This is a genomic window from Streptococcus suis (assembly GCF_002960425.1).
Classification (GTDB): Bacteria; Bacillota; Bacilli; order Lactobacillales; family Streptococcaceae; genus Streptococcus; species Streptococcus suis_S.
Genome location: NZ_POIZ01000087.1, coordinates 1 through 14,627, shown reverse-complemented (window position 1 = coordinate 14,627; position 14,627 = coordinate 1). Strand labels below are relative to the sequence as shown.

Annotated in this window: 21 protein-coding genes, 1 pseudogene and 1 other annotated feature; of the genes and pseudogenes, 2 read left to right on the top strand and 20 right to left on the bottom strand. The window is 40.6% G+C overall.

What is annotated here, in order from left to right; translation table 11 throughout:
* Positions 1-206: 206 nt before the first annotated feature.
* The 17 genes and pseudogenes from C1G57_RS09660 to C1G57_RS09580 form a co-directional block, all read right to left on the bottom strand.
* Positions 207-842 carry a Pr6Pr family membrane protein gene (locus tag C1G57_RS09660; protein WP_105114707.1) on the bottom strand — a complete coding sequence of 212 codons (636 nt, stop codon included), beginning with the start codon at positions 840-842 and terminating at the stop codon, positions 207-209.
* Between the two features lie 48 nt (positions 843-890).
* Positions 891-1,229, bottom strand: coding sequence for a zinc ribbon domain-containing protein YjdM (locus tag C1G57_RS09655; RefSeq protein ID WP_105114706.1), 339 nt, complete (start codon positions 1,227-1,229; stop codon positions 891-893).
* 79 nt (positions 1,230-1,308) lie between these two features.
* The gene (locus C1G57_RS09650; protein ID WP_105114705.1) at positions 1,309-2,205 is read right to left on the bottom strand and encodes an RluA family pseudouridine synthase; all 897 of its coding nucleotides are present in this window, start codon (positions 2,203-2,205) and stop codon (positions 1,309-1,311) included.
* A complete protein-coding gene (gene lspA / locus C1G57_RS09645) occupies positions 2,189-2,653 on the bottom strand; it encodes a signal peptidase II (RefSeq protein WP_105114704.1) in 465 nt (154 codons plus the stop codon). The genes C1G57_RS09650 and lspA overlap by 17 nt, the downstream gene beginning before the upstream one ends.
* A gap of 1 nt (position 2,654) precedes the next feature.
* Positions 2,655-3,560, bottom strand: coding sequence for a LysR family transcriptional regulator (locus C1G57_RS09640; RefSeq protein ID WP_105114703.1), 906 nt, complete (start codon positions 3,558-3,560; stop codon positions 2,655-2,657).
* A 176-nt stretch (positions 3,561-3,736) separates the two neighbouring features.
* A complete protein-coding gene (locus C1G57_RS09635; protein ID WP_238595299.1) occupies positions 3,737-4,021 on the bottom strand; it encodes a DUF7675 family protein in 285 nt (94 codons plus the stop codon).
* Between the two features lie 17 nt (positions 4,022-4,038).
* A complete protein-coding gene (locus C1G57_RS09630) occupies positions 4,039-4,281 on the bottom strand; it encodes a hypothetical protein (RefSeq protein ID WP_105114702.1) in 243 nt (80 codons plus the stop codon).
* 186 nt (positions 4,282-4,467) lie between these two features.
* The gene (locus tag C1G57_RS09625) at positions 4,468-4,671 is read right to left on the bottom strand and encodes a CPCC family cysteine-rich protein (RefSeq protein WP_105114701.1); all 204 of its coding nucleotides are present in this window, start codon (positions 4,669-4,671) and stop codon (positions 4,468-4,470) included.
* A gap of 79 nt (positions 4,672-4,750) precedes the next feature.
* Positions 4,751-5,017 (bottom strand): hypothetical protein, encoded by a 267-nt coding sequence (locus C1G57_RS09620; RefSeq protein ID WP_105114700.1) that lies wholly within the window; start codon positions 5,015-5,017, stop codon positions 4,751-4,753.
* A 237-nt stretch (positions 5,018-5,254) separates the two neighbouring features.
* Positions 5,255-5,548 (bottom strand): 50S ribosomal protein L27, encoded by a 294-nt coding sequence (rpmA, locus tag C1G57_RS09615; protein WP_009909754.1) that lies wholly within the window; start codon positions 5,546-5,548, stop codon positions 5,255-5,257.
* 45 nt (positions 5,549-5,593) lie between these two features.
* Positions 5,594-5,908, bottom strand: a complete 315-nt coding sequence (rplU, locus tag C1G57_RS09610; RefSeq protein WP_002941330.1) for a 50S ribosomal protein L21 — start codon at positions 5,906-5,908, stop codon at positions 5,594-5,596.
* 36 nt (positions 5,909-5,944) lie between these two features.
* Positions 5,945-6,033, bottom strand: a sequence feature (ribosomal protein L21 leader region).
* Positions 6,034-6,100: 67 nt separating this feature from the next.
* Positions 6,101-7,426, bottom strand: coding sequence for a branched-chain amino acid transport system II carrier protein (gene brnQ / locus C1G57_RS09605; protein ID WP_105114699.1), 1,326 nt, complete (start codon positions 7,424-7,426; stop codon positions 6,101-6,103).
* A 146-nt stretch (positions 7,427-7,572) separates the two neighbouring features.
* A pseudogene (locus C1G57_RS09600) lies at positions 7,573-7,725 on the bottom strand (tRNA 4-thiouridine(8) synthase ThiI); the annotation flags it as partial.
* Position 7,726: 1 nt separating this feature from the next.
* Positions 7,727-8,302: a hypothetical protein gene (locus tag C1G57_RS09595; RefSeq protein WP_153045631.1), complete on the bottom strand. Its 576-nt coding sequence runs from the start codon at positions 8,300-8,302 to the stop codon at positions 7,727-7,729.
* A 42-nt stretch (positions 8,303-8,344) separates the two neighbouring features.
* Complete coding sequence (locus C1G57_RS09590; protein ID WP_105114697.1) at positions 8,345-8,947, bottom strand: hypothetical protein; 603 nt, start codon at positions 8,945-8,947, stop codon at positions 8,345-8,347.
* 1 nt (position 8,948) lies between these two features.
* Positions 8,949-10,166: a tRNA uracil 4-sulfurtransferase ThiI gene (gene thiI / locus C1G57_RS09585; protein ID WP_105114696.1), complete on the bottom strand. Its 1,218-nt coding sequence runs from the start codon at positions 10,164-10,166 to the stop codon at positions 8,949-8,951.
* A 1-nt stretch (position 10,167) separates the two neighbouring features.
* Positions 10,168-11,310: a cysteine desulfurase family protein gene (locus C1G57_RS09580; protein WP_105114695.1), complete on the bottom strand. Its 1,143-nt coding sequence runs from the start codon at positions 11,308-11,310 to the stop codon at positions 10,168-10,170.
* 112 nt (positions 11,311-11,422) lie between these two features.
* On the opposite strand from C1G57_RS09580, the gene C1G57_RS09575 reads away from it, so the two are divergent.
* Positions 11,423-11,836, top strand: a complete 414-nt coding sequence (locus C1G57_RS09575) for a DUF6556 family protein (protein ID WP_105114694.1) — start codon at positions 11,423-11,425, stop codon at positions 11,834-11,836.
* Positions 11,837-11,966: 130 nt separating this feature from the next.
* Positions 11,967-12,278 (top strand): hypothetical protein, encoded by a 312-nt coding sequence (locus tag C1G57_RS09570; RefSeq protein ID WP_238595300.1) that lies wholly within the window; start codon positions 11,967-11,969, stop codon positions 12,276-12,278.
* 18 nt (positions 12,279-12,296) lie between these two features.
* Here C1G57_RS09570 and C1G57_RS09565 read toward each other — a convergent pair whose 3' ends face one another.
* The 3 genes from C1G57_RS09565 to C1G57_RS09555 all read right to left on the bottom strand — a co-directional run bounded on the left by C1G57_RS09565 (position 12,297) and on the right by C1G57_RS09555 (position 14,270).
* Entirely contained in the window at positions 12,297-13,325 is a 1,029-nt protein-coding gene (locus C1G57_RS09565; RefSeq protein ID WP_105114693.1) for a threonine aldolase family protein, read from the bottom strand.
* Positions 13,326-13,636: 311 nt separating this feature from the next.
* A complete protein-coding gene (locus C1G57_RS09560; protein WP_105114692.1) occupies positions 13,637-13,912 on the bottom strand; it encodes a helix-turn-helix domain-containing protein in 276 nt (91 codons plus the stop codon).
* Between the two features lies 1 nt (position 13,913).
* Complete coding sequence (locus tag C1G57_RS09555; RefSeq protein WP_105114691.1) at positions 13,914-14,270, bottom strand: type II toxin-antitoxin system RelE/ParE family toxin; 357 nt, start codon at positions 14,268-14,270, stop codon at positions 13,914-13,916.
* Positions 14,271-14,627: the final 357 nt, after the last annotated feature.

The following is a 14,627-nucleotide window of genomic DNA, read 5'->3' as shown; positions in this document are numbered from 1 at the left end:
AAAAAATATAGAAAAAGTCCCCTTTATACAAGGAGACCATGAAAATATGGGCTAGTATACAGACTAACCTACTTAACACATTGCTCCTTGTCTGCCTCTCTGGACAGGTTTTAAAGGATTGATTAAGAGAAGTATAGCACAAATTTTCTACGTAAACAAATTCTTACCGTAAAATTTACGAAAATCTTCGGATTTTGCTGAGAATTTTACCTGTTCAGCAGACTGCGACGGACATTTAGGGATTTTACACCTGCCAAAATAAAGCCACAAATCAGGTAAGCAACAAAGATGGTACCTGCATAAGTCAGGACATAAGCCCAGCCATACTTGGGCACATTGAGGAAGAAATAGGCAAAGGGACTGTCCTTGGCATCAGGAATGGGAATTTTGATAAAGAGACCGTTGACTAGACCAAAAATCATATAAAGGACAGGCAAAATGGTCCACCAGATTGGGTCAAACCACTTGTACTGTCGCTGTCGGTCCACAAGCAAGGTATCTAGCAGGAAATAAAGGGGAACAATGTAATGACAAAGTAGATTCTCCACGCGCCAAAAATCATCTGCCAAAGGTGCCAACATGAAATGATAAACCACACAGGTAATCATGATGGACATGGTCACCGCAGCCTTGATTCGCAAAAACTTTGCCGTCTGCAAGTCAAGCCCCTTGTACATGGCATAAACAATATAGACCGCAAACACTGAAACCAACAAATTAGAAAGTACCGTGTAGTACATCAGCATACCGATACCATATTTGATAATTTCAAGAGCCGTCCCAGTAATCGCCAGAACTGCTAACAAGCATCTACTATAAAATAAAAAAGTTTGATTCTTCATACTATCCTTTCACATACGACAAAAGACTGGATTGACCAGCCCTTTCTCTTAGATTTTCTTAACGAATTCTGACTTCAACTTCATGGCACCAAAACCATCAATTTTACAGTCGATATTGTGATCACCTTCAACGATACGAATCCCCTTAACACGTGTACCTTGTTTCAAATCCTTAGGCGCACCCTTAACTTTCAAATCCTTGATTAAAGTTACCGTATCTCCATCTGCCAAACGATTCCCGTTTGCGTCGATGGCTACTGGACCACTTTCTTCCTCAGCCACCTCAGCTGGGTTCCACTCGTAAGCACACTCAGGGCAGACCAAGAGAGCTCCGTCTTCGTAGACATATTCAGAATGACATTTTGGACAATTTGGTAATGTTTCCATGTTTTTTCATACTCCTTACATTTTTTCATCTTCTAGTATAGCATTTGTTGGGGAAATGGGCAAGATGAACAGGTTTTCATCAACCATTTGACCGACGTAGTTTTTCAAGCGTTTCTTGGAAAATAGCTGGCGCTTCTGCCGTAAATTCGACAACTTCTCCAGTTCTCGGATGGGTAAACCCAAGTGTTCTGGCATGAAGAAACTGACCATGTCCCTTGAGCGTCTTCTTAGGACCATAAGCCTCATCACCCGCGACCGGATGACCAATATAGGCCATGTGGACACGAATCTGGTGTGTTCGACCAGTTTCCAAGGTCAACTCCACCAAAGTATAGTCTCCAAATCTTTCCAAAACTTGGAATCGTGTGACAGCTTCTTTCCCTTTAGCAGTCACGGCCTGTTTCTTGCGGTCTTTGTCAGAACGACCAATCGGTGCCTCAATCATCCCACGGTCATTTGGCAGGTTGCCATGAACAATGGCCCAATATTTACGAAGGGATTTCTTATCTTTCAATTCGGCAGCCAACTTAGTATGTGCCTCATCATTTTTAGCAATCATGAGCAAGCCAGAGGTATCCTTGTCAATTCGATGGACAATACCTGGTCGCAAAACACCATTGATACCTGACAAATCCTTCACATGATACAAAAGGGCATTGACCAGCGTTCCCGTAGTGTGACCAGCTGACGGATGAACCACCATACCTTGAGGTTTATTGACCACCGCAACATCCTCATCCTGATAGACAATTTCTAAAGGGATATCTTCGGCTACATAGTCGATTTCTTCTACTTCTGGTACCTGGTAGGAAATCACATCTCCTGCCTGCACACTGTATTTTGCTTTTTTGGGCTGACCATTGACCAAGACCTGACCATTCTTAATCTGTTCATTGGCAACTGAACGGGACAAATCTGTCAAATCTGCCAAGGCCTTATCCAAGCGAAGACCACCAATCTCAACTCTTACTTCCATTACTCTCTTCTTTCATGATACAAATAAATAAAATTCCTACACCAACCGACAGGCAGATGTCTGCCACATTAAAAACTGGGAAACTGATAAAATCCAGATGAAACATATCCACAACATAACCTAGTCTTATGCGGTCAATAAAATTCCCCAAGGCACCCGCAATCATCAAGGACAGACTAAACAAGGTCCAGATATTGCCCTGAATTTGTTTGATATAATACCAAATCAATCCTGTCACAGCTGCAATCGTGACAATTGTGAAGAACCATTGTTGATTTTGTAAAATAGACCAGGCTGCCCCATAATTTCTCAAATAAGCCAAACTCATGAAACCTGGAAGAAATGGCTCAACTGTGTCTAATGCAATATTGGCAACCGTCCAAGCTTTCACTAGCTGGTCCAACACAATTAAGACTGCAGCTACTATTGGAAATCCAAACTTTCTCATACTATCCTTTCTTCGCGTCAAAATAACGGTGCATCATTTCAATAAAATCTACAGCACACTGGCTTAATTCACCGTCTACTCGCTTGACATAAACCATCCGGTTATCAACCTGACCTTTAATAGGAATGACTGTAATTCCGTTAACACTCTCACTGTCCAAAAAACCAGAACCTGTCGCGTAGGCATCTGTTCTTTCCAAAATTCCATTTAAGGTTGCACGGTCCGTCACATCAAAGGTAACCGAAGAATCCGACGTATCAACCAAATTTTCAGAATAGTACAGATAGGCTTCTTTTTCCTGAGTAAATCGAACAGTCGGTAGACCAACCAAATCACTCAAGTCAACCTCATCCTTACTGGTCAAAGGATGGTCTTTGCGAAGATAGATATGGGTCTGAAAATCAATTAAATCTTCTACTTCCAGCTTGAGCTTTTCCAGCTTTTGCATAATCCCCTTGGTATTGCGGCTGTTTAAATAAATAATCCCAAGCTCACTGTAGCCCTGTGCCACTTCATCCAAAATCTGTACCGTCGTGGATTCAAAAATACGAAGATTTTGGTACTGAGAATGGGCAGTAGAAAACTCCGTTATTAAAGGTGGTAAGAAATCGTAATGCTGGCTGGAAATGGAAAAGATTTTTTCGCTCTCTTCAGGTTGTAAATAACGATTTTCAAAATGGTCAAAGCCCTTTACCAAGGCCTGCGCCTTCTCATAAAACTCCATACCTTCCTTGGTTAGAACCGTTCCTGAACTGGTCCGATTAAAAATCTGAAAACCAACCTCTTTTTCCAGATCACGAATAGAAATGGACAAACTTGGCTGTGAAACGTACATTTTTTCCGCTGCCTCACGAAAGGTACCACTGTTGGCAATGGCAACAACGTAGCGTAATTGTTGAATGTTCATCGACTCGTCCTTTCTCAATTCTTATCTCTCTATTATAACACATATAGGATATTGTGTGGCGAGTTTATACGATTAGTTCAATCTTACTTGTCATTGCCCTAACAACACATTTTCTGTTCGCGAAATGCAAGGAATATCACTTTAAATTTTATGTAACAAAATCCTCTTTCGGATGCTTATTTTAACCTTCTACCACTGAAAATATCAGCCCAGTAGGGATTTTCTCGATTGAAAATTTCAACTTCTTCTGCTGTCATCTTATCTGGATAATCAGCAAAAAGATTGTAGACTTTCTTTTTATCAAAACTGAAGAGATAACGACCTCTAGTGCCTAATTCTTCAACCCACCAAACTTGATGATTTTCATCTTCTTTATACCAATCGCTAAACCCCGATATTGTTGAAGTAGAGAAAATACGATTGTCAACGAATAATTCTTGTAAGCTATCTAGCACTTCCACTGTCCCCCCTAGAATGATTAGTAGATATTATTTTCTAAATTATATTCATTATTGTCTAACGGCACATTTTCACTGATAGCTTTTCTTATCATCGCAGTTGCTTCTTTTACCTCATCTGGATGCTGTTCGATATGTAGTGGGTCCCAGAAAATAACATAATCTAGTGAATTTTTACCAAATTGGCTCAGGTATTCTTCCCGCACTATCTCAAATTCTTTAATACTTTCTTTAAAAACTGAAATTGTTTCTTCAATATTCAAAATAACTACACTTTCATAAATAGACTACTATCAAGATTAAAAAACTTAGAAACCAGAATGATAGTGAAATTAAACGTTTGCTTCAATGCTCACATTAACAAAATACTTTGCAAAATTCACTATAAGTATCGAAAACAACCAAGAAAATCAAGCTGAAAACTAGCTTCAATTAAAAATACAATTCCATTAACGAATTGGTTCTCCTTTAGCAAAAGCTTCCTTAGCTTCTGCTAATGTCATCTTATTAGGACCACCGTCAATATTTGTTTCACCGGTATTCTGCCAGCGACATTTATCGCAAATATCGTAAGTTTCAACAAGAGTGCTACAAATCGGGCATTTTATAAATTCCCAACCGTCAATTATGACGATGTTCTCTTTCATAGTCATCGTGATAATACTCCTCCCTGTCATCTGGTTTTAACATTGTATTCAATCGCATCCAATCGCTCTAGGCGCTTAGCCAATTCTATTTAACAAGAGCTAAGGCTTTATCATACTCAACTCTTAGCAGTTTTTTAAATTCAATAATCTCAGATAATTTCATTCCAGGCTCAGCACTTGCACATATATCTGGAACTTCCTGACCTAACGAATAAGTCGCTTCAGGCTGTTCTGCAGCCATTGCATCGTAATCATCGACTAATGTGTCTTCTAACCAGATAGAAAACTCAAAAATATCCGCAGGAGTATTCTCTAAAAAATCTGCAATTTTTTGCATAACTTCATCAAACATCTGACAGTTTCTTCCTTCTATGCTAAGTTGTAACATAATTCAATAAATTGTTTGTATTCAAATAAAATGATACAAACTCTAGTTACAATTATATCATGATATCTGCTTTTGTCAGATACATAATACGCCTTACAGCTTAGCATCGCTTTCTCACAAAATGGTACCAAAATGGGTACCAAAACAAAAAAACAGGCCTTCCGAAATCTCGGAAAGCCTATTGTTAAGCCATTTTCAGACTTATTTTGCGATTGGGTAAACAGATACTTGTTTCTTATCGCGACCTTTACGTTCGAAGCGTACAACGCCTTCTACTTTAGCGTAAAGAGTGTCATCTCCACCACGACCTACGTTAGCTCCTGGGTAGATTTTAGTACCACGTTGGCGGTAAAGGATTGAACCACCTGATACAGTTTGGCCGTCAGCAGCTTTCGCACCAAGGCGTTTCGCTTGTGAATCACGACCGTTTGACGTTGAACCTCCACCTTTTTTGTGGGCCATAAATTGCAAGTTAGCAAGATTCAAGTTTAACATATGTTATTCCTCCGAATTTCTGTAATGATTGCTTCAAGCTACGCCTTAAGCGTTGATAGCGTTGATAACAACTTTTGTGTAAGGTTGACGGTGACCTTGTTTGCGGTGGCTACCTTTTTTAGGTTTGTACTTGAAGGTAACAACTTTTTTCTGTTTACCTTGTTTTTCAACAGTACCAACAACAGTAGCGCCTGCTACGAGTGGAGTACCCACAACAGTTTTCTCACCACCAACAAGAACTACTTCTTCGAAAGTAACTTCTTGACCTGCTTCAACGTTCAATTTTTCAACGTAGATAGCTTGACCGACTTCAACTTTAACTTGTTTGCCGCCAGTTTTAATGATTGCGTATGTGCTCATTATGCACCTCCTATGGATTTTAGGGTCTTGCCCGAATTTGATGTGAAGACTCGCCTAGTACCGTGGGACGAACCACTTACTCTACTCTCAACGAAAGAACGGCATTCGTGCGGTTGCACAGGATGTGTGCATAGTCAACAGTCCTATTATAACAAAAACACCTGCAAATGCAAGTGTTTTGTATCATTTTTCTTACATTTCGAAAACTTCGCTCTCCTGCTTGTTTGGTAAGAAGAGAGAGAGGACGATTCCGACAAGAGCTGGCAATAACCAGGCCAATGATTGACCTGCCAATGGTAGACTTGCAATCGCAGTTGACACTGCAGTCCAACCAAATTGACCAGCCAAGACTTCTGCAAGTGACAATGCTGTTACTACTCCTACTGTCAGTTGCATACCGTAAGTAGAAAGTGGTACAAATTTATTGACAATGGTAATCAAGACAATACAGATGGTAATTGGATAGAGTACCAAAAGAACAGGGATAGAGAAAGCGATGATCTTGCTCAAACCAAGGTTGGCAATACCAAAGCCAATCAAGGTAAAGACAGTCGCATAGACTTTGTAGCTAAAACGTGGGAAACGCTCTGCAAAGAATTCTCCACTAGAAACGATAAGACCAACCGTTGTTGTAAAACAGGTAACGATAACCATGGCAGCCAAGAAAATTTGGGCACTTGGACCAAAAATAGCCTGAGTTGCTTGCGAAAGAATATAAACACCCTTATTGGTATCGGACGCCAAAACATCAGCAGGCACAGGGAAATGATTTCCAAGGAAAGCCAAACCAATATAAAGTGCTGAGAAGGCCAAAGCAACGACTAATCCAACTGACCAAATGGTTGAAATATATTCCTTCTTGCTTGAGAAGCCAAGTTGCTTCAAGGTATTAACCGCAACCACACTGAAAGCGATGGAAGCCAGTGCATCAAGAGTGTTATAGCCTTCAATAAATCCTGTACCAAATGCCTGTCCAGCTGAATAAGCCTCTGAAGCTGGTAGTGGACTGGTTGACCCGTACTTAGCAATACCAAGTACAACCAAAATCACAATCAAAATGGCAAAAACAGGAGTTAAAATACGACCGATACTATTCAAAATTTGTGATGGATTGAGGGCAATTAGATAAGCAGCAACGAAATACAAGGCAGTAAAAACCAATAACCACAAGGAAACGCTACTTTCGCTCAACAATGGTGCGATACCAATTTCAAAGGACGTTGTTGCCGTACGCGGAATGGCAAAGAAGGGCCCAATGGCCAAGTACAAGGCTACAAGATAGATTGTTGCAAAAGCAGGTGAAATCTTGCGTGAAATCTCGTGGACATAACCTTTGGGATTTAAAGTACCCACAATCAAGGCAATAACGGCAATCCCGACACCCGATACGACAAATCCTAAAATTGCTGGCCAGAAATTCTCACCAGACAAGACACCAAGCGCAGGCGGGAAAATCAGGTTTCCTGCACCAAAAAACATACCGAACAGGAGTAAACCTGTTAGGGCTCCTTTTTTCATAACTCCTCCTTTTAGATTAGAAAAAATATTTGTGAAATCTTATTATACCATACAAATCGCGTTTTTCCGAACAATTCGACAAAAAAATCTAGCAAAAGCTAGATTTTCATGTATTTTCCTTACGGTTTCTGAAAACAAAACGAGAATTATAGTAAATCAGCAATCAAACTATCTACTTCGTCCTGTACTTCCTCTTTCGGTGTAATTTCAGTTACGATAATCCCTGCAACAGCTCGTTCCACCAAGCTTTCAACATCCATACGGGCTTCGTATTGCTCGACATGTTTGATTTTACTATTCTTAATTATTTATAAATTCATTGACCGAGACAGCTTTACCATTTTTATCAAGACCGACACGGACCTGATAATAATCCTTTCCATCCTTAAGGATAGCGTTGGCTATACGCTTATTTCCATCCGAAAAATAAACTGGAATATGTTCATTGTCAATCGTAAGATAGCAATAAATATCTGCATGACTGGCTCTACTGCCACCTTTTTTGATATAAAAGTGAGATAGGACACCTTGCTTACTATCAACGACAGGATGCTGGACAAAATAAGCATGAGCTGATAAAGTCCTCTTAATGTCATAGACAGCAACGAACCCCAATAGGATACAAATGAACAGAATAACATACTTCATCACGTCAAAGCGTAACTCTTGAAATACTTGTTTTACTTTTTTAATAATAGCAGGTAATTCACTTCTCCGTTTAGGAAGAAGAAAAAATAAAATAAATACAGGAGCAAAGGCATGGTTGATTATTATTCCAATTAAAAATCCTACTGTTGGCGGCTCCCCATACGTAATATTTACTAAATGACTTCGTAATATAAATGTATCCCCTATAGCATGGAATATATCTGACATAATGTCCATCTCATTTACCCCTTCTCTCCAAATACGTCTCTACTAATCAATCAGTATATTAGAAATGTAAACAATTTCGTTATTTGAATTCACCTCTACAAGTGCAGGATAGATATTCCCTTCTAAAGGCCGAAAGTACCGAGCTATAGTCTTTGAACTATTGCTGACATTAACTGTTTGACTATATCCCGCAATATGCACCTGAAGAACTAATTTAGAGTAGGGACTTCTATAGCTTCCGACATTGGCATCTTTTATAGTCACTAGTGCATAAGACGGGCTTAACTCTTGAGAGGTAAAATAATGGTAGCGCGTCAGCCCATTCACCACACGAAAGCCGAGAAAATAAACAGTGATACAAACAATAAATAATAAAGTTAGGGGAACTGTTAGCCAAAATTGCATACGGCCCACGATTGAAATACTGTTCTGATAATAGTTGGACCAATGCAACCGCCAACTATCTGATTTCTTCACATTTTTCAACAAAGAGCGAACAAAACGAATAAATATCACTAGGCAAATGAGAAAATTGATGGTTATTCCCAAAGCGTAAGACCAACTCAAATGGTTTCCTAAAATTACATTAGTCAGGTCTTTGTCCCAACTAAGTGCATGTAATAATCCATTAAAAAAGTCGTTCATCTTATAGCAAGTCCTCTATTATTCTATCTACTTCGTCCTGTACTTCCTCTTTCGGTGTAATTTCAGTTACGATAATCCCTGCAACAGCTCGTTCCACCAAGCCCTCTACATCCATACGAGCTTCGTATTGCTCGACATTCTTGATTTTAGGATTAGTTTTAGGACGGTCAGGGGCAAAGATGGTACAGCAATCCTCAAATGGCTGGATGGAAATATCAAAGGTATCAATTTCTTGAGCAATATCAATGATTTCTAACTTGTCCATGGTCACGACTGGACGGATAACAGGTGTATTTGTCACCGCATTGATAGCCTGCATGGATTCCAAGGTCTGACTGGCAACCTGTCCTAGACTTTCACCATTGATAATAACCATGGCACCACGCTCTTCCCGTACTCGGTCTGTAATCCGCATCATGAAGCGACGTGTCAAGGTCATCAAATAAGCTTCAGGTGCCTTTTTCTTGATTTCTTCCTGAATTTCTGTAAACGGCACTTCGATAAAGGTGATATTACCACCAAAGGCAGTCAATTTACGAGTCAAATCATGGGCCTTTTTAAGTGCACCTGGGCTAGTATAAGGCGGACTTGCAAAGTGCAGGGCTTCGATTTCAACCCCACGTTTCAGTGCCAAATAGCCCGCAACTGGCGAATCAATACCACCTGATAGCATGAGCGTTCCCTTGCCAGATGTCCCAACTGGAAGACCACCTGCTCCCTTGATTTCTTCATGGGAAATATAAGCAGCGTCAGGACGAATTTCCACCCGCAGAGTAATATCTGGCGACTTCATCTGTACCTGAACATTTGGAATGGCTGTGAAAACCGCATCTCCAAGAACTTGGTTGAGGTCACGACTATCCAATTCAAAACTGTGGTCGCTACGACGCGCCGCAATCTTGAAGGTCATCCCTTCCTTGTAAATAGACTGCATAATCTCCACAACTGCCTCTTTCAAGGCTGGAACAGACTTTTCAATCTTATAAGATGGTGCGAAATTTTGGATCCCAAAAATCTTCTTCAAAGAAGCTGAGACTTCCTGATAATCTGCCCCGTTCAAATAGACATGACCACGGTCACGGTCAAAATAAACCGTCACTTCTGGGTAAACAGACAGGACATGCTTGATATTATTGCGGAGTTTGTTGACAAACCGCATCTTGTTTTTCCCTTTGGTTGACAATTCGCCATAGCGAATCATAATTTCTGAATAGTTCATGCTACCTTACTTTCTGTGTGTTCTGATAAATTTGTTTGAAAATCGTGAGGAATTGTTCGATTTGCCCCATATCGTTATCATCATCCAAGCTGATTCGGACGGCAGTTTGAGCCAACTTCTGCGGAACACCCATAGCAATCAGTGTTCCAGCTGGTTTTCCAGCCTTAGACGAGCAGGCTGAGGTGGTCGAAATGTAAATCTGGTGGTCTTCAAAGGCATGGACAATGACCTCGCCTCGGATGTTTTTAATCCCAAACGTCACAATGCTTGGCACAAAGTCCTCTAGCCCAGAAAAGACTGTCACATCTGTATATTTGCCCAATTCATCCACCAGGATCTGCTTCATGGCTGCCAGTCGCTTCTGGCTATCTGCCGCCTTGTCCAAGGTCAAGCGGAGCGCCTTAGCCGTTGCAGCAATTCCAGCCACATTTTCCGTTGTTGAGCGTTTGTCGCTTTCCTGCCCTCCTCCTGTCAATAGCGGAGCGATTTTCTTGCCTGACTTAATATAGACGAAACCTACTCCTCTGACAGAGTGGAATTTGTGACCTGAAAAACTAGCAAAATCAACTCGGTCTGTCAGATACCCTTCCGTTGGCACCTTGCCGATAGCCTGCACTGCATCCACATGGAAGGAAATGGTTGGCTTATCAGCTAACAGTTGAGATATTTCCTGAATGGGCTGAATGGCACCAATTTCATTGTTAACGGCCATGATAGAAACCAGTGTGGTATCTGGACGAATTAAGCTTTCTAAGGCTGAAACATCCACAAAACCTTGGGCATTGACCGGAGCCAAATCCACCTCAAAACCTTGTGTTTTGAGCCAAAGTGCTGACTCTTTTACCGCTGGGTGCTCGATAGCTGACACGATGATGTGCTTGCCCAGATGAGCCTTTTCAAATGACACTCCCTTGATGACCCAGTTGTCACCTTCCGTACCACCTGAGGTGAAAAAGATTTCCTTGCTGTCCTTGCCAAGCAATTCTGCGATTTGCTTGCGAGATGCTTCCAAAATACGTGTTGCCTGACTACCCAGATTGTGGAGACTAGAGGGGTTTCCCCAGATTTTTGTCGCCACTTCCGTATAGGTCTTGAGAACTTCTGGATAGACCTGAGTCGTGGCTGCATTGTCAAAATAAATCATTTTTTCATTCCTTTGCTTGCAATAGTCCTATTTTATCACGTTTCACATCTTGTTTCCACTCTTTAAGATAGTTTTAAACTTGGTTTTTTAAGATGGAGTTGGAGGATACGACATGAAAGCATCAAACAGAAACGAACACCAATCTACCTTATCCAGACTACAAAAATTGTTGACCTTAATCGGCTCTATATTAGGGATTATTACTGCCTGCATTACTATTTATACCTTTACTGCAAAATCAACGGTAGCCAATACTAGCCCAAGTAGCTCGGTAAGCTCATCCAGTTCTACCAGCACTAGTCAATCTTCAGCAATTAGCCCAACCATTCACATACAAGTACCAACAAGTTCCAGCACTGAAACGACAGATTCTAGCCAAACCGAAACTAACTCTAAAGTAGATTACAGCAGTTCGTCAATAACTGCAGAAACGTCTTCAAGTCAGGGAAGCCAGACAAGTACCACTGAAACAGGTAGCAGCACGGAGAGCTCTACTGAAGCAACAACAAGTTCTTCTCAAGAATGATACATAACTATTTGCACAACTTCCCTTGGTTTACTATACTAAATTCAGGAGGTGCAAGATGAAATACTTTATTCTCAGGATACCTATTTTAGTTTAGTTATTGCTGTCTTCATTCATTGAAATCTCCCTGTTGGCATCATTGTTACCAGCACCGTTTAACACTCATTCACTTCTTCCTATCGTTATCTTATCCAGCTGTGCAGTCAGAGTATCTAATGAAGTCAAAGAGAGAGATGGACAATACACGCCATTCAAACATCTATGGTGGGCGGTACTTGCTTGGATTATCTTGGGTATCCTTTTCGGATTGACTGTCCAGGCACCCATCGCAAATCATATTGTTTTTATAGTAAAAGCCATTTTAGGTGGACTAGGCTATCGCCTGATTGAAGGCTATACTGTCTATCGTTATCATTATCTACAGACAAAAAAGAAAGGTTGACCCTTTCTTTTTTAGTTTCTACAGTATTTTTCTTAATTCATCCATATCTTCTTGACTGGTTGAACAGCTGGTCGCAAAGCGGATAACACTGTGGCTGTCGTCATATTTTTCCCAGAAACCATAGGCAATTCCAGCTTCTGTCAATCTAGTCAATTCTTCATTCTTAACAATAACGAATTGCTGATTGGTTGGTGATTTGAGATAGAATGAAAAACCTTTTTCTTCCAAAATCTGTGTTAACTGCTCTGCCATTGCGATAGCATGACGGCCTAATTCAAGATACAAGTCATCAGTAAACAAGCAGTCAAACTGAACTCCTGTCAATCTCCCCTTTGCCAACAAGGCGCCATGGTGCTTGACAATCGATACAAAATTCTTCGGTTGATTGTTCTTGGTAAAGACCAATGCTTCACCCATTAGGGCACCGAGTTTTGTCCCTCCGATATAAAAAACATCCGTCAGCTCTGCGATTGTCGATAAATCCAAATCCGTATCAGGAGCCGCAAGTCCATAGCCCAAGCGAGCCCCGTCTAAAAAGAGAGGAATATTGTGACTGCGACAGACATTTGCTAAGTCCTCCAGCTCTGACTTGCTATAAAGTGTGCCATATTCCGTCGGATGGGAAATATAAACCATACCTGGATGAACCATGTGAGCATGATTGGCATCTGCATAGAAGTCATTGATAAAGCTATCCACAGCATCCGCTGAAATTTTGCCGTCTTTATGTGGCAAGGTCATGACCTTATGCCCAGTGAACTCAACGGCTCCTGCTTCATGGGTGGAGATATGTCCTGTATCTGCTGCAATGACACCCTCATAAGATGCCAACATAGATGAGATGACAATTTGATTGGTTTGCGTTCCACCTGCCAAAAAGGTGATTTGTGCATGAGGGCAGGCAGTTGCCAGTTTAATTTTTTCTATGGCAGACTTTGTGTAGGTATCCGTACCATAGCCTGATAATCCCTCTTGATTGCTTGCAACCAAGGCTTCTAGCAAGGCAGGGTGGGCACCCTTGTTATAGTCATTTTCAAAATGTAACATGATTTTCTCCTGATCATAGTAATATGAAAAAGCCTGATTTAATAGGCTTTAATTCAGCTTTTTCATTATACCATTCTTATTCTTTCTTAGCATTTCCTGGACATTTAGGACAAGGTTGGAAAGAAAACTAGAGGGAGCCTGTATGACAAGTTGGATTAGAAAACCACTATACACCCACAGTACTGATGACTTCTCCTTTCTATTTTCTACAACAAAAGGCACCCGATTTCTCGAATGCCCATTATTTGATACTACCCTCTCATCACATCAAAAATGTCAAATGCGACATATCGCGACAAGATAACAAAAAATTATACAAATGATACTTTCAACTCCTTGCCTAAAGCCTTAGCGATTTTACTTAGGGTATCAATACTCGTATTGGCACCCTTCTCAATCCTAGCTATTGTCGATTGAGGAACATGAGCCAACTCAGCCAGCTCACGCTGACTATAACCAGCGGCTTCCCGAGTAAGTAAGAGCTGAACAGCTTGCTCAGTCTGCGCTCTTGACTGAATAAACTCCGTCTTAAATTCCTCGTCTTTTAACTGCTCAGCCAAATAATCGTCAAATACAATAGTTGCCATATCATTCACCTCTTCTTTCAAATTCAAGCTTCATAGCCTTGGCATGCTCAATCTGTACCTTCGGTGTCTTTTGTGTTTTCTTTGTAAATCCATGAGTAATCACATACCGATTGCCAACCACATGAAAATACAAAGCCCTCTGGATATTACTAGAAACCTTTGAACGGATTTCAAAAATCTCCTTATCCAACTTCTTCACCCATTCCATCCTTTGAGCGACCAGCAAACCATGTTCCTGAACATGCTGGATAATATCCAATAACTTTGCCCTATCCTTCACAGGTAAACTTTGTAAAAACTCAACAAACTCCACCTGCCCATTAGGACGCTCATAAAACTCAAATTTAGGTTTTTCCATAAACTAATGATAGCAAATATTGTTCACCATGTCAATCAAAAATTCCAACACTTCCCTCGCGATAGCAACTCAAACTCAACTGCCTCTTCCCGTAACAACTTCACATTGTTTAGCTAAAGATGTACTGGAAACACTCAAGACCTACACCCATCTATTCCAAGACCAGAAAGAAGACGACTTTGAGAAAATCAGACAACTATTCTAAAACTTTTTTGGACAAATTCTGAACAAGATAGAAAAAAAGGGCTCTATAATTTCTGTAGTGGGTAAATCCACTGTAGAGATTATGGAGCCTTTTTGAGTATAGAAAAAAGTCCCATATGCCCTATAATGAAAAGCGACGAAACTCACATTAGA